Source organism: Bradyrhizobium sp. Kon69 (assembly GCF_055807515.1).
The window spans coordinates 18,829-36,888 of sequence record NZ_JBVVOS010000042.1 but is presented as its reverse complement, the minus strand read 5'-3'; the positions used below and the strand labels follow the sequence as shown (position 1 = coordinate 36,888).

Below are 18,060 nucleotides of genomic sequence, written 5' to 3'. Positions count from 1 at the left end.
GGAAAAGAGACCTACGAATTTGGTTGCCGCTTTCCGCAAGGCAAATTATTCGACACGCCGAACTCACACGTGACTCGAGCCAATGGCGCGCCAGTAACTGCGGCCCGTTATTTTGATGGGCGCACCAGACTCGAACCTGGGACCCGCTGATTGAGAAACCACATCCGCCGTACAATCAATCAGTTTTCGCCTCCGTGCGTTTTCATTTTCGCGTTGAACGCGCACACATCTGCCAGGTTTGTGGCCCACAACTCTGCAAACAGCCGAAGAGCGATTCTTAATATGGATACATCCAATAAGTCGTATTCGAATCGTCGGGCATCGATCGCAGGGTCGGCGTCCGCTGCGGGGGTTTAAGATGCGTCGAAGACGAGATGATCCGGCCTATGTCATCGAGAACCGCGCGGCTGGTTGAGTACGTACTGTGATTTAGAGCAAACATTTCGCTTCCCACAGCAGAAACATCGACCGTTTCGATACCGGGCACGAGAGTTGGCCCGCTCTTGGTTACGAACCCCATTCGCGACGCGGATTGCGCTTTCTCCATGGAGGCGAGCAACGCGAGATCCGTCGAGGACGCGTATAGCGTCACCGCGCCCGCCGCTGCCTTGATTTGGCTCGCGCGCTGAAGATAAATGTCGCGATCCACGTCCGGGGCCGCAAAAATCAATTCAGTAATCCCGAGCGCCGTCTGGCTCAGCGCGGCTTGCTGCAAGGCGCCCAAAACCACCTCGCTGCCCAGACTATGCGCAATCACGATAATCCGTGACACTTTGCCCGCCGTTTTAATGAGCTGGAGGAGATCGAACAAGCCATCCGGAGCGTACAAAGCACTCTCCCGATCGTAGTCATAGTCCTTCACTCCGCCCTTGGACGGCCAGGAGTACATCATGACACGGCCTTTGTAGTTCGCGTCGAAAGCAATTTGAGCCGCCTTGAAGGCTGCGTCCGAAAAGGCAACGTTGTAGCCGTGCACAAAGAGCATCAGGCTGTCGGCCGGATTTGCGATAGCGGAAGCAAACTCCTCACGAGAAAGACGATCGAGCTTCTGGATTCGGAAGTGCTTTCCATCGGCCTCCGCCTCCTTGCGCATCCCGAACCAGCTTGTCTTCGGCGTTTCGACTTCTCCCATCTTGTGAACGATGGGAATGCTAACCGTCACGCAGCCAAATGTGTTGGTGGCCGCACGACTATAGGAGATCTGGGTCAATTCCAGACCGGACCCACCGGTCACCACGCGATTGGTGGCGAAGTAGACGGGTACCAACCCCTTAATCACAGATCTATTGACCACCACCGCGGCTCCGGTGCTGCGTTTGTCGGGAGGCGCCTCCTCGCTCGCCTCACCGGTTGTCCGTCGCCACGGCCGATAGGCATGATAGTGCCGGACATGGTGGTAGTACCCGGGGCCATAGCGATAGCCGTATTTCTTGAACGCGCTCTCATGTTTCTGGGGCGCCTTCTGTATATGCCGGTTGGCCTGCTGCGAGGCCGGACCCTGGTGGGCGCAACCGGTCGCGAGCGCGCAAAACAAGACAATGAGCACTGTTCGAAGCTGCTGGAACGCGTGGCCGAGCCGATGCAACCGGTTCGAACCTCGAATTGGCAAGACGAGCATGACCATCGATCAGCTACCTACTTTGCAAGGGTTTGGGAAACGTTGACCGTAGCGCCCAGCCATCCGCGATACCTGTCGACAGCAGGTCCGCTGGTAAGCTTGTAGGTGAAGCGAACCTCCGCCCCGCCGCCGTTGATCGCGCAACCGATATTGCTGGCACCATTGGCGGTCTCAACGTGCCACGTGCACCCTGTGATGCGGTAGCCGGGCTCAGCAGGGAAAGTCTCGGCGTAGTCCGCCGAATGCTCCGCAAATACGACCGGGTGATCGTCCTTGATTTTGTCCACCGTATACGCCCGCTCGATCAGCTTCGGGTCGACGAGCTGCGACACCGGGACGTTCACGATGAGGCGGCGGTCTTCGGGCAGAAGCGTATGGATCGCTCCGGAGAGGATTTCGGGGATCTTCACGCCGGCATTGGCTTGCGTCTGCACATGCGTGGAATTCAGTTTGGTCCAGTTCTCAAACGAGATCGTTGTCTCGACCCACTTGGTCCAGCAAACAGACGGCTGCGGAATGGCCGCGATCATGCTGTACAGGGGGCTTGCAGTAATCACGGTGGCGGGAATGATGAAGTTGACGCCAAAAACATCCGCCTCGTTCCACTTGACGATGCCGCCAACTGCGATCCCCAGCAGGGCGCCGAACTCGTTGAATGCGGGGCCGCCGCTGTTGCCGACGTTCATGACCGTGTTCGTTTGCCAGCGACCGTTCGGGCTAGTCTGGTTGCTTATCAGACCGCTCGATATGCTCAGATCCAGATCGAGCGGATAACCGAGCAGATAAAGCTGAGTCCCCATCGGGGCTTGCTGGTTGTCATCGATCACGGGCATCGGACAACGAGAGGCGCCTCCGCTGTTTCCGGCGGACTGCGACAGCTCGAGAAGAGCCAAGTCTCTGGCATCGTCGCGATGAACCGCAGTGACTTTGATCGGGTTCGCATTGCGCGACCCGAGACGGGCATTGACTTCGAAGCTCTTATAGTTCTCCTCGCGTCCGATCACATGGCTGTTGGTCAGCACGAGGCTGTCGCCGATGAGCAGCCCGGAGCCGCCGCCGACTTCCTGCTTGTCGTTGTACATCACGCCAACGAACTGGACGTGAACCGTCCTGACGTTGTAACGCGCAGCAATTTGCACTGCCGCACGATCCGCCTGCGCGGGAGCGCCCATGAATACCAAAGGGCCGAGTGTCAGGAGGGATAGAATGTCCTGACAGCGGCGATATCGAGAGGGCTGAGCTGTCCGTTTCCGTTCCATGCTGGATTACAATAGTTCATTATGGAATTGGGGTCGTACTTGGTGACTTTATAATCGCCGACCGAGCCAGAAGCTTTCTCGTTGCGGCACTGCTCCGGCGCATCGTCGCGGTTCTGTTCATGGGTGAAACCAAGAGCATGTCCGAACTCGTGGACTGCAACCGCACGAATGCAGAACTCGCGTCTATTTCGACAGCCCTTGCTCCAATGATCGAAACTGAAATTGAGAGTCATGCCCGATGGCTTGCGGTCGAGATACTTGCCGACGACGTCGGTGTGGGCACCCTCATCAGAGACTCGCACGTGCACACCCGGCGCGCCGTCGGTACAGGACGGCCAGGTCTTCGAAAACCGCACGCCACCTTGCGCCGCAGTCTCCCACGTTTCCGCAACCGCTTTTCGAACAAGATCGGCATACTTTTGATCCTTCGGCTGCAGGTTTTCCCAGCAGACCGGTATCTCTTTGATGTCCCATTTCGAGCCGCGAATGACCGTGCCGTACAATTCCATTTCGGAGACTCCCGAAGGAAGCGCAGGTTGAGCGTTCGCCCCCCAGCAGAACAAGAGGACGAGCAACAGAACGAGTCTGGGCGGCCACGGGCGAAACATTTTCCTACTGCGTCGGTGTAGGGGTCGGCGGGAACACAGGCACTGGCGCCACAATGAAACCATTTGTCCGAGGCCCAGCGCCCGTACGGCGCCCGGTGGACCCGGCTGCTCCCGGGAATTCCTGCGACTTTTCTCCTCCCGGCGAGGGTGCCGTGTAAATTGGATTGTCCTTTGATCCAAGCGGCGGCGTTTTGTCCGCATAGCCGGCGGACCCGGATTTGGCTCCGTTAGCAAGGACGGCATTCGGACCGTTGATGTAGATTCCGAGATTACTGAATTGCTGAGCGGAGGCCGACGCCTGGACTGCAGCAGGCGTCCAGCGCGACGAGGTGAGAGAGTATTTTGCCTCGACGCCGCCAGTAACCTGGACTGAAAACGTGTACGTCATTTGCGCCGGCTCCGCGCTCTCCGAAGGCATGGCCGGCGTGAGATTGTTGGCGGCTATGAGGATCGCGTTGTCCCGTAACCAAGCTGCGAGCGGCTTGGATGCATCGACAATGATGCGCTTGTAGGCGGCGCGGTCCGGATACTTATGCTCGGCGAGGCCCTCGAGTTCGATCAGGTCCGCAGGCGCTCCTCGATAGCAGCCACGCTCATACCTTGCTGGATCCGCCGGCGCCGGCGCCGTATCGGACGCTAGCTGGGCGTTCTGCTTCATCAGAAATGACCAGATCAGGTCATAGGTATCCTGGGCTGAAGCAGTGGGGCCCACATGGGTCACGTCATTACTGCTCACGCTCAGAATCCTTTTGTAGTCGAATGCTGTACCGGATCCGAGCCCGCCGGTATCGGTCACCTTCAACTCCAGAAAGAATGTGCCGTACAGGAAGGGGTCGATGTCGAAATGAGCGTACCTATCGAACGCCTCTTCAGGCCGCCTCTTGTAGATCTTCAGGTATTCCTTTCGCCTCTCGCGTTCGAGCTGGTAGAAAGTCACGACCTCACACCTGATCGACTTGAGAAAGTACGGCAGCTCACCCACCGTGATCACACCTGTCTGCGGGTCATGAATATGATACAGGCTGGTGCACCCGCCCACGGCAAGGCAGATGCCAATGCCAGCCGCGGCTCGGCTGAATATCCCCATATGAACGCCCCCGTCCGCGTGCCTGAGCACCCGCGGATCTCCCGTGCACATTGAAAAACAGTCCGCATGGGTTCGTCAATAGCATCGTGACAACAATGCAGCTTTTCGTTGTCCCCACTCGGTTTTGCGCAGATTTTCACTGCGGTCGTACACTTCTGCGAAAGCGAGTCACTTGTGGCGGCTCGGCACCGGCCGACAAGTGTGAGCAACTGGTCGGGCCGATTGCAAAATCGTCGGCGCACGCCTATCGATGGAATATATTGGTGGTGGTGATTGGGACGAAAATTTTGCCTGGGCGCGTGGACAGCCGAGCCGAAACGTCAGTTTTTGATGCCTGGAAGAAGGAGGCGCGGGAGCTTGCCGCGCGGCAGGAGCTAGTCACGAAGGCCAGTCGGGATGATCTCAGGAAAGCTCTGATCGAGCTCGATACGCTGTTTCGGAATGCTCCGGGAAGCGTGCACAAGGCCTACCGAAATCTTACAGAAAAGCGAATCGAGGACGCACGAGAGAGCTTCACCGGCGCAATAGGAGATGGCCATCTCTCTTGGTCGCTGTCCGATGAGACGCCTGAACTCGCGGCCGTAAGAATGGGCGGCCTGATACGGGAACTCGATCGTGCGCTTGCTGATCGGCGGTCTCATTGGCCGATCGCGCCGAGTGAGTGGCACGTCGAGCAGCTTAGATGTTGGTTCATTCCGCGGCAGGGCGTGAGCGCATTGCGTCCGGCTCGAAGGCTGCAGGCCTACTCAAAACGAGGCCTGCTCTTTCATCGGATCTTGCCCTCAGTGATACAGGGCTATCCTGTCCAGGTCGTGGATACTCGCACATTGCATAGTACCGCACCGGATGTGAGCGAATGGAAGATGGGCGCTTGCCTGTTCAAGCCACTAGAGCTCGAGCCAGAGTTCTGTTCAACAGAGGGCGATAAGCGCTTCATCATCTCGGGCATTGAGGTGCCGTTAGCTGAGGACACGATTTCTCAGCAGATCAGTCAGGCTCTGAAGGAGAACTGCATCGCGATTGTGTGGCCCGAGTTAACCGTCTCGCCGGAATTGCGCGAGAAGATCCTCAAGCTCGTTCGAGATCGCGACATCACGGACGAGCTGGAAGCTCCCGAAATTCTGATTCCAGGGACCTGGCACGAGACAACCGACCGTGGGATCGTCAACCGAGCCCGGATCTACAACGGCTATGGAGAGGAGCGCCTGATCTACGACAAGATCGCCCCGTACGCGGACGATGGTTGGGGAACGGAAAACATCGCTGCGGGTGACCGCGTATGTGTCCTGGCAACCGAAGGCGCTTTGATTGGGATCGCCATTTGCCTGGATTTCTGTGACGTCTGCGAGACACCCTTCAGCGAACTCGATGTGGACGTGATGCTTGTCCCATCGATGGGAAACGACCGCACGATGCACGGCCACCAGATCACTGCGGCTCAGGTTGAGGTGCGGTTCGGCACCCGTAGCTTCGTGGTGCAGCATCCGACCCAAACAGCGCTCAAAGATCACAGAATAGGTAGCATCCTACCGCTTCTGAAGGAACCCAGCGCGGTTTCTCTCGAGGAACTCGGTCAAAAAAGCGTTTGGGCTGCCTACAAATGGGGCCCTTGAACCTAGATTCGGGGACTAAAATCAGAGTAAATCGTTGTAAAACGTTCTTAATGGTTGTGGTGTAGGGCTAGCCCATGTCGGACGTAGCATTGGAAAAGATAGAGACGGGCGAAGCGACGGCGAGCGAGGCACGGCGTGTCATTTCGGACCTCCTCAAAGAGGGCTCCGAAAGAAGCTTGGAGCGCCTCTATGCAACACTCGGGGCGTGGGTTTGGAACGCCCTTGAAAGCCGTCGGCGTGACCCTGAGCTGCGGGAATGGTTCGATATCTTGCGTCGGATGAGCGCAACACTCGGACCAAGGAATGCTGCCTATGCGGAGCGCTTCAGAGCATTCTACGACCTTCTGCAGATGTCGATCAATACCTCGAAGCTCGCGCGTCCAGACGAGGTCATGCATCGTCAGCACGTCGTCGCAATACTTGCGTTACTCCGCGACACACCGTCGGGCCAGATGGAAAAGGCAGCGATCGCAAAGAGGTTGTCTCTGAGAGATGCAAATCTCAGCCGTATCCTCCGCCTCATGACGAATGCGCGTTTCGTGGAGCGAACAACACAGGGCAAATTCGCTCATTTCGCGCTGACGCGTGACGGCTTGCTTGCGTTAGAAAAGCGCGAAGCGAAGGAGCGTGGCGGGTCAACCCATCTCGTTCGAGACAAATTTCCGGTAGCCGCCCACCCGCTCCACCTAGCAGCAGATGCAGACACGGTTGTTCGCACCTTTATTGATTTGGCAATGCAGGGCTCATCGCACGCCACAGCTGGGACGCTGAACGCGAGCGCTGTCGGCGTCCGGCGAGCGATGGAGGACTATCTGCTCCATTTCCATGGGCCGGCACCCGCCGCGCCCGGATATATGAAGGCGAGGACGAAAAGCTCCTATCAAGCTCTTACCGTCGCTGTCGTACAGGCAAAAAAGGCCGAAGCGCACGGCTCCTACACGATAGAACCCATGACGAGTGCCAAAGCCGTCTCATTCCCCGTGGGGATCCTGCATCTGCAGGGAGAGGACACCGAACATGTCGAATGAAGATCTTAGTGCTTCGAAGCCGGATGAGGTGCAAAGCGATCCCGACGCTGTCATGTTGTATGGAAGCGCCCTGGTCGACCGGCTTACATATATCTCGGCGACATTCAGCTCGCTGGTCATGAGTATGGGCAGAGCTGCGCGTGACAATCGCGATGTCCTAGTCCCGCTCGTCGAGGTGAAGTTCGAGGGGCCGACCGGCCAGGACGACACTGTATCCAACACCTTTTTTTCGGGGCTAGTGCCGCTCGAAAATATAGCTTTCGTTCTCGAGGATATGTCTAGCGATCTCACGACTGTTTGCCATCACTTAAGCGCGGTGGGTGCCGGCCCGGTGAAACCTGACTTCAAGCGACTGGGCGAGACGAAGAGGCTTTTAAGCGAAGCCAAGGATAACCTCGAAAAGTGTCTGGCCGATTTGGAAAGAATCGGCTGACGCTCGCGAAAGCGAGGGCTCGAGGTGGTCGGCTGCCAGCCAGGCACCAGGCAAAACCACCTACTTCTTCGAATGGCAACGAGAGTGGTGGCACGTCGGCGACCTAGACTTTATACAAGAGGACGCCGCTTTCCTGATCATACCTGAGGAGTCTCATGGTGCGGCTCGGATCTTCTTTGATGACGCCGAGAGGGAATATATCGGACCCAACTACAAGTGCCCGTTCATCGATCCGTATTGGGATCTTCAAAAATTGAAAACTACACTCAAGGCGCCATAGCAAACTATAAGGAGAACACTTCTTCAACGTCCAAGAGCCTGTAAATCCCCGTTCGCCCTTGGGGAACCAAGTCGATCGTGTTGTTCAACTTGGCGCGAAGCCTTGGCACGAAGACGTCCAGTCGAACGTGCTTATCACCTTTCTCTCTACGCAGCACCTCGATGTTGAAGACTTCGCTATCGATAGCATGACCCTGCACCGCACAGAGATGGCGCAGGAAAATGTGTTCGGTTATCGAAAGCCGCTTGGAGATCCCCAAACGATCGGTAATCTGACGATCACCAATCGTGAACATCCAATTCCCGATCCGAAACCTCCGGCCGGAATGCGATTGCTTGGAACGCCTCTCGGTATGCGTTCTTCGCCAGACCGACATTGCCCGGGGTGCGATTGCCATGAAGCCGTAGGATTTTTCGACGTAATCATCTGCTCCATACTCGATGAGAGGTGGCGCCTCCTCGTCAATCGGCAGATTAGAACATACGATGATGCCAGCATTCGTATTGTTGATTACAGCTTTCACGAAAGCTTTGCCCGTTTCCTTGTCGGTCGGCTTTCCCCAGTATTCCGAGATATCAAGGTCAAGGAAATACAAGTCGATATCATCTTTCTCGAGATATTGGCGAGCGCTTGCTACGTCGTTGACCCACTCTATCTTGCAATCAAGCTGCCCAATTTTCGTCAGGGGATTTTTTAACGCCGTTCCAATGCGATCTGCATCAGCCTTATCGTCATCGACGATTAGGATGCGGGGGGCACGCATCACATCGGCCGGACCGGAAGGACTCTTGTCTGCGAGATCGGTAGGCTTTTTGGTCGAAGCCATCACTCGGTCAGCCGCCCCTGCATCAGCATCGACAACAGAAAGCACGGCATGATCGCGATCTCCGGCTTGTGCCCAGCGTGAAGCAAAACCGTGGAGAGCGTGATTACCGTCAAGAAGGCGATCAACATCTTCCAAGATGGCTCGTCCGCAGTCATAGCGACCTCCACAATTAGGGCACATAGCCCCCATACCCTACATAACGCACAATTTCCTACCTGAGATTGGTAAACGAAACACTAAGCTGCCAGGGCATCGAGGACATGACCAAGCGGCAAGCGTGCGGCTATCGAAGTCGCTTGAGGACGTCGTTGTACGCGACACCGAGCGAGAAGCGCATCAAGGTCGGCAGGACGCTCGGAGTCGAAGCGAAATTGCGCGTGCCACTCGAGCTTTGTCCGATGAACACCGCAATGGGGTTGTCGGTGAACTGCCCCCCGTGAAAGACGATGAGCGAACCGCGCCCGAGCCAACCGTGAAACTGCCCATCGCGATATCGTAGATATAGGTGAAGTCGCCCGTGCCCTACTAGCGCCGCCGACTTGCCAGCGGTTTAGAAAAAGTCGGAAGCCAGTAGGGCGGAACATTCGTACGCAAGGCCAGCGCGGCCCCACTCCTGTTCTGGACCATCATCGAGAAGACGCCTCGCAAGTCCGGCCGTAGCGCTGGCGCCCCGATATTTATCCAGCCGCCTCCCGAGCATGGGAGAGCATGACGACGCCGCTCCCTTGTATAGCGTTTCCAACTATTGAAATTCACGACTTGCTGCATGAAGTCGTGTAAAGAATTCGCACTCTTGACTGCGGCAAAGTGCACTCCCAGTCGGCACTTCGCGCGGCCGGTCCCGATGCACGTCGATGATGATGACATGGCCCTCGGGGCGGCGGCAACGGCCTCACATTTCATAGGAAGGCTGCCATTCAACTCATTTCGAGAGAGCTTGAATCGTACATAGCGTCATATTGTACGCTTTCGATCGCAGTTGCGCCTCCGTTGTGCCATTGCGAAGACAGTTATCGCGGATGTGTCGGCTTATGGACAATACCGCCAATGGCATGAGTGATGCTTGTTGGAACAAGCGAGAGGTTAGATCGACGCCGTCGATGCATGTGCACTCGGCAGCCACCGGATCCTGCTGGACTGGGGGCGCTAGGGTGAGTGAGCCATCGGCGCTGTCTTCATCTATCGCGGCCGCGGCTTGCGACCGTGAAGTGTCGCGGTGATGGGCGACGAACCGAGGATGATGCATGAGCGAACCGACATGAGGGATGCAACGCGAGGGTGCCCCCTCAAGATCTCTTTGTTCCCAATGGCGGAGCGCCGACGTGGATAATATACAATCGATGACTGCACAGGAGCTGCGCTCTGCAATTAGTGGCGGCAGGGTCTTGGAGGTAACCACGACAACGGGCTGTGTCGTCGGATGTTCTTATTGCCCGCAGGACAAGTTCGCCGAACGGCAAAGAGCTATATCCGACGTGAAGCATCTTTCTTTGCAGGATTTCAAGCGATGCCTGGCGCGCGTACCAGCAACTGTGGACATCAGCTTTTCCGGGTATTCGGAGCCTTGGCTCAATCCGGCTTGCACCGAAATGGTTGAGCATGCCTACGCGTGTGGCCATGGAATCCGGATTTTCACAACCCTCGTAGGAATGAATGGGCGGGATCTAAAACGCTTGCGTGCGTTGCAGTTCCGCGGTTTCCTGGTGCACGTTTTTGACGACGGCACGCATATGGACAGTGGTCTCGTCAAGCGCAACTATGTCGATTTGATGCGCCAACTTGTCGATGCCGGCATTTCGTCACTGCTCTTCATAGTCATGGGCGAGGTGCATCCTGAACTACTCGACATAATACCTGACGAAGCGCTCGTTCGCTCGCGTCCCCCGCGCAGCAGGCGTGGGAGCGGCGAGCTTAGGATGGTTGAAGCACGACAGCCAATCGTTGGAGCGTTGAGATGTCCAGACGAACGACAATACCGGAATGTTCTTCTCCCAAACGGCGACGTTACCTTCTGCTGCATGGATTTTGAGCGACGCCACGTTCTGGGCAACCTTCTCCGCGACAGACACAAGGATCTCTTTGAAGGGGCGGCTTTTTGCAAGATTACCAGTCGCATGAACGGCGCGGACGGTTTTCTACTTTGTCGATCGTGTGAATTCGCTGAGCCACTGAGGTCGGAATGCTCATCCTTGAGAGCAGTTGACCCTGACTGATCGAAACGAATCGGGAGCCCAGGCGAGGACGGCCTTGCCGCTCATCATCACATCAGCCGCGGGGACGACCCCGCCATAACGGAGGGTTGCCATGGCCTGGAGCATTTTGTTGGTCGCGGGCCTCCTGGAAGTCGCCTGGGCAATCGGGCTCAAATACACCGAGGGCTTTACCAAGTTCGTTCCGTCCGTGCTCACGCTCGCGGCCATGGCCGGCAGCGTGATCCTGCTCGGCCTTGCTCTGAAGACGCTGCCGATTGGAACTGCCTATGCGGTCTGGACCGGCATCGGTGCGGTCGGCACCGCAGCGCTCGGCATCATCCTGTTCGAGGAGCCGGCCGCCGCGTTTCGCTTTGCCAGCATCGGACTGATCGTGGCCGGCATTGTCGGGCTGAAGCTCGTGTCCTGACGAAAACATCGAAAGCATTGACCCCGACCAGGTCAGCGCCGCAACGATCGCCGAGACTCTGGCCGCCGTAATTGTCGAGCTGGCCTCGTTTGCAGCGCACCGCCGAGGGGCGCGGCACCGACAACGGCGCGGTGATAATGTGGCCGCAGAAAGTCGCCGTGAACCAGATGCCGATGCAGGCCCTCTGGGCCGAGACCTGTTGACCGCGAGCCTCAGTCTCGCAACGTGAACGCCCGTGGTACGGACGATACGCCCGTCGCCAATCGGCGTGCCCACGGCCATTGCGTCTGGCCCGATGCACCACCTGGAGCGGCACCAACAATTGGCTGCCAAGCTCGCCAATGCGACCAGAACAGTAATGGACCCAGCTATGCCGCTGATGCTCATGGCGGCGGCCAAGAAAGGTCGCTTGCTCGAGTCATGCGATGCCTGCTCTACGGAGCTGCAGGGGAGAAGGTGCATCACAGGACGACATGATCGGCAGAGCGTCTTCGTTTGCTCCGAACTGGTTCCGACCATCCCGCCTAAGAGTACGAGACCATCCTACTCGTCGCATGGTTGGGCGGCAGTGTTGAGGACTTACTCCCGATCGAGCCAGCTCGCTCGTGACTGTCACCTCACGCGGGAGCCGATCGCGGCGTATTCTGGTGTAGGGGCCAGCCATCAAGGATGTGCATTCGCGTCGTCCGAACAGCTGGCTGGTCGACCACCCAACCGAATGCACGCTCGATATAACGAAGGTACGGCAAAGCTGCCCGACCATAAGCCCAGTCCGGCACGATCGGCGGCGCGTTGCGCGGCCCGGTATGGCCCTGTGGAAGATTGCGTCTGATCGAACGCGAGACCATTGCGCACCAACCATTCTCCGACATCCATGCCATCAGCTGAACAGGTCGCAATCGTCCGTCCAGACTCATCCTGCAGCACTGACAGGCAACTGACTTCGCGCTCTGCAATGAAGCCTTCAAGGTCGCGCACGGCCCTGAGGCCACATCGATATGGATTGCCGTTGATATCTCTGCACATTTGGGACTTGTCCGGCGCGTCGATGCCCCAGAGCCGAACGCGAGTCCTGTTGATTTCAACGGTGTCGGTGTTGATGACCTTTGCCCGCCCGGTCAACTGGCCGGCCAACACGATGCTGCACAGTGCGAACATGGTCAACACCACGATCAATCCGGGCATAGCGATCTTCTTTTCCGAACTGCGAACATTCCGGCCGAGCGCAGCAGAGCATAGGCAAGTGGCCAAAGGCGCTCGATCGCAGTGCCCAGAAGGGTGCTAATGTTGAATAGGTAAGCTCGCTCGACAGATGAATCTCCCTGAATGAGCAGCGCAACACCTCCCTCGCGTCCAACCTCGCCCACGATGGTTTGTGACGCGCCTGCTGCGCTGACCGAATGGGGCCATTGCTCCACGTCATTGCGGCAGTCCGCCTCGACTGCATCGCGCACCGGCAGGACGAAATCCGTCGTGCGCGTACGCTGATTAGCCATCAAGCAAGCGCAGACCGCTGCCCGCAAGTCCGCGTCATACGAATTCCTGATGGCCTTGTCCGAAATGAGCATAAGCTCGCCGCCTTTCTGGCACCGATAGCAGCGAGCACGCGCCGTCCGCGGTCGCTGCTCACGGCAACTATAAGGGAAAGTGTATGCATCGCTGGAGCAAAACGGGCGCTCCGAGGGCCATCGTTGTTATCAACGGCAACATGCCTTCTACAGGCGGTTGGCGACGACTCCGCCCGTAGTCACGCCGCCCAACTTGTTTCGCGAGCGCCAGCACAGCCATCTCAACCCCTAGCTGGACGAGGGCCACAAGTGCGTAGGAAACCGCGAACCATGCGATGTTATAAAGATTGGCGGCGCCGAAGCCCGCGCCGTAGAGGGCCCAAAACGTGACGCAGACAACGATACCAGACTGATACGCCGTCGAGAGGGCAAGCGCCTTGCTGTACTGCAGATCGCGATGCGCGGTGTTGGACGGGATGAGCCGATTGGCGAGCGCCTGGATCGCAAACAGCGGCACCAGAAGCGTCGTGGCATTCATACCAAATTGCGGCAGGTCGGCCGGAACAAAGAGTATGTTTTCCAGCAGCAGGCCGAGCGCAAGACCAAAAGCAGCCGCCGCCGCGCCGAACAACAGAAACAGCATCGAGCCGGGGACGAAACGCACCTCGGAGACCCCAACCGCAAAGTGCGGCAGACTCTCGAAGAACATGAACACAAGCGTCGCGGCGATGGCTTGCAGGGCAAATGACAGAGCGCCCCGCTCGCGCATAGTCTCGACCAGAAGCTTGGCGGCGACGCAGCACGTCGCAAGGCCTAGCACGCAGCTTAGCACAAGCTTGGCGCCTGTTACTATTCCCGGTTCGATATGCATGGTCCAGGTCCCTCTTGCCTTTGTACTCGGGCCTTGTGTGGTAGACCGCTCGAAACGGCATTTCAGTTTCCGCACCTCGGTCGACCGCTAACGTCCTGCTTCCGCCATATCGGACCGGGTGTGCACACAGCCTCCGCTCGGTCTGCGGGACTTTGATAGCAACAGCTATGCCACCCCCGCCACCGCGCTTAAGCCTCTGATTGCGCGTTGAAACGTTTCCGTCCCCACAAGGCTCGCCGTGTGAGCTAGCTGACATACTCTGGATGAAATTGAACACACATGGGTGCCCCGTCTTTGCTCAACCTGTGCCGTTTCGAACAATCGTTCTACCTCCCTTCTTGAATTGGAAATCCTGCGGCCGCCGGCGCGAAGACACCCTTTGCACGCGAACTAGCCGAGCGCGGCCGACCGCGCGAGGACCAGGGCATTCTCCAGCTGATCGGCGATGCGCTCCTGGTCCAGCAGCGTGTGGCGGGCCGCGCAGCCATTGCCGAGAAGCCCGACGCACTCTGGGGCAAGCCGGCGCTGGAGCGGCTCTATTCGCGGCTGACTGACGAATACGAATTGAAGGAGCGTCTTGAGATGCTCCAGCGCAAACTGCGGGCCATTCCGGACGGCCAACGCCCCGGCGGACATCATCGAGACACGGCGCTCGCTGCGTCTGGAAGGTTATAGTCGTGCTGATCGCGACGAAAGTTGCGATCGGATGCGGTCAGATTATTGCAGCAGCTCAGTGAAGTGCGGCTGGTCACAGCAGGCGAGGCGCTTTCCTGGCCTTTGAGCGGGCTCACTAACGTATCAGGCCGGCTAGTTGCGAGGAACACGCTGTTCGGCGCACGCGGCGGCGTGTTTTGGCGAAGCCTTCGCCGTGCTCGTGCACGCGAGGTTCGACGAAATCCCGGTGCGGCTCGCGACCGAGCAAATAGGCGAGGCGACTTCCGGCGCAATTCTCCGGAAAATCGATCAACGATCATGCGTTTATGGCAGACGCGCGGCAGAGCGTTCACCCCGACGATCCAGCGTGATCCGAGAAGACCCTTTGTCAGTTTGCGGCGGACCGCAACTGAGCTTGTCCGCTGTTGCCGAGTAGCTCGCGGAATACTTGCGCTTCCCCCGTCGTTCGCCAGCGCGCGGCCAGTGACGACCGGAACAAGGACGGTCGATTTCACCAGAGCGCCTCGCTAAGAGCGAACGCCTTTCGCCGCGTTGACACATCGCCGCGGCTCGGTCGACGTCGCCTTCGGTGATTTCCCTTGCTTGGCTGTTAGCGAAAGGCTCCGTGATCGAGGAGCGCAGCGCACCGCGCGTGCTACAACTGAACATGAAAGCTCCGAACCGCGGTCCTCGGGTTGACTAAGGGGACGGTCGCCGAGCTATACGCGCTCGGTACTGCCATGGAGCGTGCATGGCAGCTCCGCGTCAGCGATAAACGGACGACAAGGAACTGCGCCGCGAATTTCAAGCGGTTTTGACCTCGCAAGCAGGCGCCGAGATATCCGACGTCCCGGTTGCCTGTAGACATTCCATCTGCAGGGATTGTCCTCAAAGCGCCCTCGCCACTCACGTGCGGGCGGCAACTTCCCCCAAATCCACTTCTGAACAGAACCCGCCATGGCGATGCTTAGCTGGCTCGTTCAGAAGGCCGGCGAGCCTGAGGCCTTCAAGGACACCTTCGAGCCGCTGTTCGCGAACGATTGCGGCGAGCAGCGAAACGGCCTCCTCCCGATGGACGGTGAAGCCGACGTCAGGCGCTCGCTGAACCAAGAGGTCCATCAGGGTGGGAAGTTCAGAAACGTGGTCGCGTAAGGTCGAGACCACATCATTGGCGAGATAGGTCGCCAAATCCCCTTTCGCCGGCGGATCAAAGTCCAACTCGACCGCGGCGCGCTTCTCGATTGCCTCTCGTATCAACTCGCGCTGGCTTCGTGCATTCATCGAGAGCATGAACGCCGCATCCGCGAGCTTCTCGCGCCGCAAGCTTCTCAGTTCGACTATGCGAGCCTGGATGTCGGCAATCGAACTCTCACGCCCTGCATCTGCTCGCCACGCGTTAGCTCCTGCCCTGCTCTTTTGTACCCGAACCATCATCATGCTCTCCGGCGGACGATATATCCCGGCGATACAGCGGAATGAAAGTGCAAAGTTGTGTGGTGCATGCGCGCAGTCCGCCTGACGAACGCGGAACCGGCGGTCGCGCGAAGGACTCAGAATGCGCTATTTTCGTGATGCGCTCGTGCTTTTCTCGTCTACAAGGCGCGGGATGGCATGTTGTCGGGTCGTGGCTACGGCCGAGCGAAGGCCTGCTTCCAACATTCCGTCAGTAGGTGATAGGCAGCGAGGCGGTGGCGGCGGGCGGATCACCGCCAACCTTCCAGGGAGGACGAAACCGGCCAGATATTCCGGAAGACAACCAGACCGTGGACCAGATCCGAGACGGACGACGTTGCGTTTGCACCCTTGCTTCGGATCCGCTCGCTTTGGCTATCTTCGGGAATATTATAGCGGAAACCGGAAACTGCGTTTGTCCACCATGCAAGGGCCCGCCGGGTAGATGGAAGATTGGGACACCGCTTGAACGTGACCGGGTTAACGCCGATTTCGCGCGTGATCTCGTTGCATCGCGAGAACGACGTAGCCGCCGTGGCAGGGCTCTCACCTGAAGATTTAACCGAACTTGAATAGGACACCGTAACCGCCGCGTGGGTAGCTCCACTCGATATCACCACTTTCTTCGCAGATCACCCTGCAGGTGCCGCACTCGATACACCCATCGACTGTCACCTCAACATGACCTTTATCGTTGAGCTCGTAGCACCGTGCAGGGCAGGCCTTCAGCATCGACAAGAGCCGCGAGGATGGCGTGGTGTGCGGACGTACCTTGATGTGGGCGCGGCCGGAATCAACGAGATAACGGTTGTAGAATAGTTTATCCTCGACACGTTGGGATGGCTCGCTCGGCATTGTTTCTGGCTCCGTCGTTCGTCATTGTCTTAGGTTTGGATCATCGCCAGGCCCGGGCAATGCGCAGGGCATCGCTAAACAGCCCACTCCAAGACCGGGCCTTGATGAACGAGCTCAGCATCAGCTTCTCTTTCTCGAGCTTTGGTGTGCCGTCGACGCGCACGTAATCCTGCATCGCCTTGGAGAAGAGCTGCGGATATGTGAGAAAGAAGTTCTGCGAGTGGGTATGCATGAGTGCCGGCATATCTTTGTACTTCTTCAGGTCCTTGATCACGAAAGAATCAGTTAGCATTTTCTTGTAAAGCGAAAGATTTTTGGCCGTCATCGGATCTTTTCGCGATCTGATAAGGCAGATCGCTTCCGCCGCGATACGGCCCGACGTCATCGCCAAATTGGACCCCTCGCGATGGATGGCGTTGTTAAGTTGGGCGGCGTCTCCGACGACCACCCAGCCCTCCCCGCAAAGCTGCGGGATTGCCCTGTACCCACCTTCGGGGATCAAGTGCGCGGAATATTCCTTGACCTCCGAACCTTCGATGAGCGGCGCGACGGATGGGTGACGCTTGAAACCCTCGAGCAGGCCGTAAGGCGTCTCGCCGGTACGCTGGAAGTCGGCAACAAGACAGCCAATACCGAGCGAGATGCATTCCTTATTGGAATAGATGAAGCCCATACCGGTCATGCCGCGGGAGATGGTTCCGACCGCTTCGATGACGAGCCCCTCGTCGCCTTTGAGATTGAAGCGAGCGTCGATTGTCTCGCGTGACAAAAAATGCATCTCCTTAACCGCGAGTGCGACCTTGTCCGGTTTCGGCCGCCCTCTTAAGCCCGCGCCCGTCCCGAGCACTCCGTTCACCCCCTCGGCCAGCACGACAACATCTGCATGGATTTCACCCCCATCGCGGTCTGTGCGCACCCCGACGACCCTGCCATGGGAATCCTGGAGGAGCTCGGTCACCGTGGTCTCGCACAGCACGGTAGCGCCGGCGTCGCGGACCTTCTGCGACAACCATTTATCGAACTGGGCGCGGATGATGGTGTAGCGGTTCGGCTTCTCCTCGTTGAAATCATCGGATCGATAGTGAATCCCTGTGTGCGAACGCTCGTCCAGGATCCAGAAGCGTTGCTCGACTAGATGCCGCTCAAGCGGCGCATCTTCTCGGAAATTCGGAATCAGCTTCTCCAGCATGTCGGCATAAAGGATGGCCCCTTGCACGTTCTTCGACCCGGAATACTCGCCGCGTTCCAGCTGCAGCACTTTCAGACCCCGCTCGGCCATTGTAAGCGCCGCCGCGTTCCCGCCCATGCCAGCACCGACGACGATGGCGTCGAATCTTTCCTGAATCATA

General features: G+C 58.1%; 16 protein-coding genes and 1 pseudogene. 6 read left to right on the top strand and 11 right to left on the bottom strand.

Annotated features, from left to right (window positions below; genetic code table 11):
- Window positions 1-277: 277 nt before the first annotated feature.
- From AC0L3U_RS35585 to AC0L3U_RS35570, 4 genes are all read right to left on the bottom strand, one after another.
- Window positions 278-1,624 carry an alpha/beta hydrolase gene (locus tag AC0L3U_RS35585; RefSeq protein WP_259217533.1) on the bottom strand — a complete coding sequence of 449 codons (1,347 nt, stop codon included), beginning with the start codon at window positions 1,622-1,624 and terminating at the stop codon, window positions 278-280.
- A gap of 11 nt (window positions 1,625-1,635) precedes the next feature.
- Window positions 1,636-2,790 carry a S1 family peptidase gene (locus tag AC0L3U_RS35580; protein ID WP_259217534.1) on the bottom strand — a complete coding sequence of 385 codons (1,155 nt, stop codon included), beginning with the start codon at window positions 2,788-2,790 and terminating at the stop codon, window positions 1,636-1,638.
- 20 nt (window positions 2,791-2,810) lie between these two features.
- Entirely contained in the window at window positions 2,811-3,386 is a 576-nt protein-coding gene (locus AC0L3U_RS35575; RefSeq protein ID WP_231189440.1) for a M12 family metallopeptidase, read from the bottom strand.
- A 103-nt stretch (window positions 3,387-3,489) separates the two neighbouring features.
- Window positions 3,490-4,572 carry a hypothetical protein gene (locus tag AC0L3U_RS35570; protein WP_204513360.1) on the bottom strand — a complete coding sequence of 361 codons (1,083 nt, stop codon included), beginning with the start codon at window positions 4,570-4,572 and terminating at the stop codon, window positions 3,490-3,492.
- Between the two features lie 95 nt (window positions 4,573-4,667).
- On the opposite strand from AC0L3U_RS35570, the gene AC0L3U_RS35565 reads away from it, so the two are divergent.
- The 3 genes from AC0L3U_RS35565 (at window position 4,668) to AC0L3U_RS35555 (ending at window position 7,646) form a co-directional block, all read left to right on the top strand.
- Window positions 4,668-6,185: a carbon-nitrogen hydrolase family protein gene (locus AC0L3U_RS35565; protein WP_259217535.1), complete on the top strand. Its 1,518-nt coding sequence runs from the start codon at window positions 4,668-4,670 to the stop codon at window positions 6,183-6,185.
- Window positions 6,186-6,259: 74 nt separating this feature from the next.
- Window positions 6,260-7,213, top strand: coding sequence for a helix-turn-helix domain-containing protein (locus tag AC0L3U_RS35560; protein WP_204513358.1), 954 nt, complete (start codon window positions 6,260-6,262; stop codon window positions 7,211-7,213).
- Window positions 7,203-7,646 (top strand): hypothetical protein, encoded by a 444-nt coding sequence (locus AC0L3U_RS35555; protein ID WP_085351816.1) that lies wholly within the window; start codon window positions 7,203-7,205, stop codon window positions 7,644-7,646. The genes AC0L3U_RS35560 and AC0L3U_RS35555 overlap by 11 nt, the downstream gene beginning before the upstream one ends.
- 284 nt (window positions 7,647-7,930) lie before the next feature.
- Here AC0L3U_RS35555 and AC0L3U_RS35550 read toward each other — a convergent pair whose 3' ends face one another.
- A complete protein-coding gene (locus AC0L3U_RS35550; RefSeq protein WP_204513356.1) occupies window positions 7,931-8,887 on the bottom strand; it encodes a response regulator in 957 nt (318 codons plus the stop codon).
- Window positions 8,888-10,074: 1,187 nt separating this feature from the next.
- On the opposite strand from AC0L3U_RS35550, the gene AC0L3U_RS35545 reads away from it, so the two are divergent.
- Window positions 10,075-10,965: a radical SAM/SPASM domain-containing protein gene (locus tag AC0L3U_RS35545; protein ID WP_259217540.1), complete on the top strand. Its 891-nt coding sequence runs from the start codon at window positions 10,075-10,077 to the stop codon at window positions 10,963-10,965.
- Window positions 10,966-11,056: 91 nt separating this feature from the next.
- The gene (gene sugE, locus AC0L3U_RS35540; RefSeq protein WP_219682360.1) at window positions 11,057-11,371 is read left to right on the top strand and encodes a quaternary ammonium compound efflux SMR transporter SugE; all 315 of its coding nucleotides are present in this window, start codon (window positions 11,057-11,059) and stop codon (window positions 11,369-11,371) included.
- Between the two features lie 663 nt (window positions 11,372-12,034).
- Here the strand turns inward: sugE and AC0L3U_RS35535 are convergent.
- The 3 genes from AC0L3U_RS35535 to AC0L3U_RS35525 form a co-directional block, all read right to left on the bottom strand.
- Window positions 12,035-12,556, bottom strand: coding sequence for a thermonuclease family protein (locus AC0L3U_RS35535; protein ID WP_259217541.1), 522 nt, complete (start codon window positions 12,554-12,556; stop codon window positions 12,035-12,037).
- Window positions 12,544-12,939, bottom strand: coding sequence for an SAM-dependent methyltransferase (locus AC0L3U_RS35530; protein WP_219682358.1), 396 nt, complete (start codon window positions 12,937-12,939; stop codon window positions 12,544-12,546). The genes AC0L3U_RS35535 and AC0L3U_RS35530 overlap by 13 nt, the downstream gene beginning before the upstream one ends.
- 67 nt (window positions 12,940-13,006) lie before the next feature.
- A complete protein-coding gene (locus AC0L3U_RS35525; protein ID WP_246648894.1) occupies window positions 13,007-13,750 on the bottom strand; it encodes an energy-coupling factor ABC transporter permease in 744 nt (247 codons plus the stop codon).
- A gap of 375 nt (window positions 13,751-14,125) precedes the next feature.
- Here AC0L3U_RS35525 and AC0L3U_RS35520 point away from each other — a divergent pair.
- A pseudogene (locus AC0L3U_RS35520) lies at window positions 14,126-14,487 on the top strand (RMD1 family protein); the annotation flags it as partial.
- Window positions 14,488-15,310: 823 nt separating this feature from the next.
- Here the strand turns inward: AC0L3U_RS35520 and AC0L3U_RS35515 are convergent.
- From AC0L3U_RS35515 to AC0L3U_RS35505, 3 genes are all read right to left on the bottom strand, one after another.
- Entirely contained in the window at window positions 15,311-15,841 is a 531-nt protein-coding gene (locus AC0L3U_RS35515; RefSeq protein ID WP_246648893.1) for a hypothetical protein, read from the bottom strand.
- A gap of 573 nt (window positions 15,842-16,414) precedes the next feature.
- A complete protein-coding gene (locus AC0L3U_RS35510) occupies window positions 16,415-16,711 on the bottom strand; it encodes a ferredoxin family protein (protein WP_085383486.1) in 297 nt (98 codons plus the stop codon).
- 40 nt (window positions 16,712-16,751) lie between these two features.
- Window positions 16,752-18,059: an FAD-binding protein gene (locus tag AC0L3U_RS35505; RefSeq protein ID WP_204513351.1), complete on the bottom strand. Its 1,308-nt coding sequence runs from the start codon at window positions 18,057-18,059 to the stop codon at window positions 16,752-16,754.
- Between the last annotated feature and the right edge of the window lies 1 nt (window position 18,060).

Excerpts from the sequence above, each read along its gene's own strand:
- AC0L3U_RS35585 (WP_259217533.1), bottom strand. The coding sequence starts at position 1,624 with ATGGTCATGCTCGTCTTGCCAATTCGAGGTTCGAACCGGTTGCATCGG.
- AC0L3U_RS35580 (WP_259217534.1), bottom strand. The coding sequence starts at position 2,790 with ATGGGCGCTCCCGCGCAGGCGGATCGTGCGGCAGTGCAAATTGCTGCG.
- AC0L3U_RS35575 (WP_231189440.1), bottom strand. The coding sequence starts at position 3,386 with ATGGAATTGTACGGCACGGTCATTCGCGGCTCGAAATGGGACATCAAA.
- AC0L3U_RS35570 (WP_204513360.1), bottom strand. The coding sequence starts at position 4,572 with ATGGGGATATTCAGCCGAGCCGCGGCTGGCATTGGCATCTGCCTTGCC.
- AC0L3U_RS35565 (WP_259217535.1), top strand. The coding sequence starts at position 4,668 with ATGCAGCTTTTCGTTGTCCCCACTCGGTTTTGCGCAGATTTTCACTGC.
- AC0L3U_RS35560 (WP_204513358.1), top strand. The coding sequence starts at position 6,260 with ATGTCGGACGTAGCATTGGAAAAGATAGAGACGGGCGAAGCGACGGCG.
- AC0L3U_RS35555 (WP_085351816.1), top strand. The coding sequence starts at position 7,203 with ATGTCGAATGAAGATCTTAGTGCTTCGAAGCCGGATGAGGTGCAAAGC.
- sugE (WP_219682360.1), top strand. The coding sequence starts at position 11,057 with ATGGCCTGGAGCATTTTGTTGGTCGCGGGCCTCCTGGAAGTCGCCTGG.
- AC0L3U_RS35535 (WP_259217541.1), bottom strand. The coding sequence starts at position 12,556 with ATGCCCGGATTGATCGTGGTGTTGACCATGTTCGCACTGTGCAGCATC.
- AC0L3U_RS35530 (WP_219682358.1), bottom strand. The coding sequence starts at position 12,939 with ATGCTCATTTCGGACAAGGCCATCAGGAATTCGTATGACGCGGACTTG.
- AC0L3U_RS35525 (WP_246648894.1), bottom strand. The coding sequence starts at position 13,750 with ATGCATATCGAACCGGGAATAGTAACAGGCGCCAAGCTTGTGCTAAGC.
- AC0L3U_RS35515 (WP_246648893.1), bottom strand. The coding sequence starts at position 15,841 with ATGATGATGGTTCGGGTACAAAAGAGCAGGGCAGGAGCTAACGCGTGG.
- AC0L3U_RS35510 (WP_085383486.1), bottom strand. The coding sequence starts at position 16,711 with ATGCCGAGCGAGCCATCCCAACGTGTCGAGGATAAACTATTCTACAAC.
- AC0L3U_RS35505 (WP_204513351.1), bottom strand. The coding sequence starts at position 18,059 with ATGATTCAGGAAAGATTCGACGCCATCGTCGTCGGTGCTGGCATGGGC.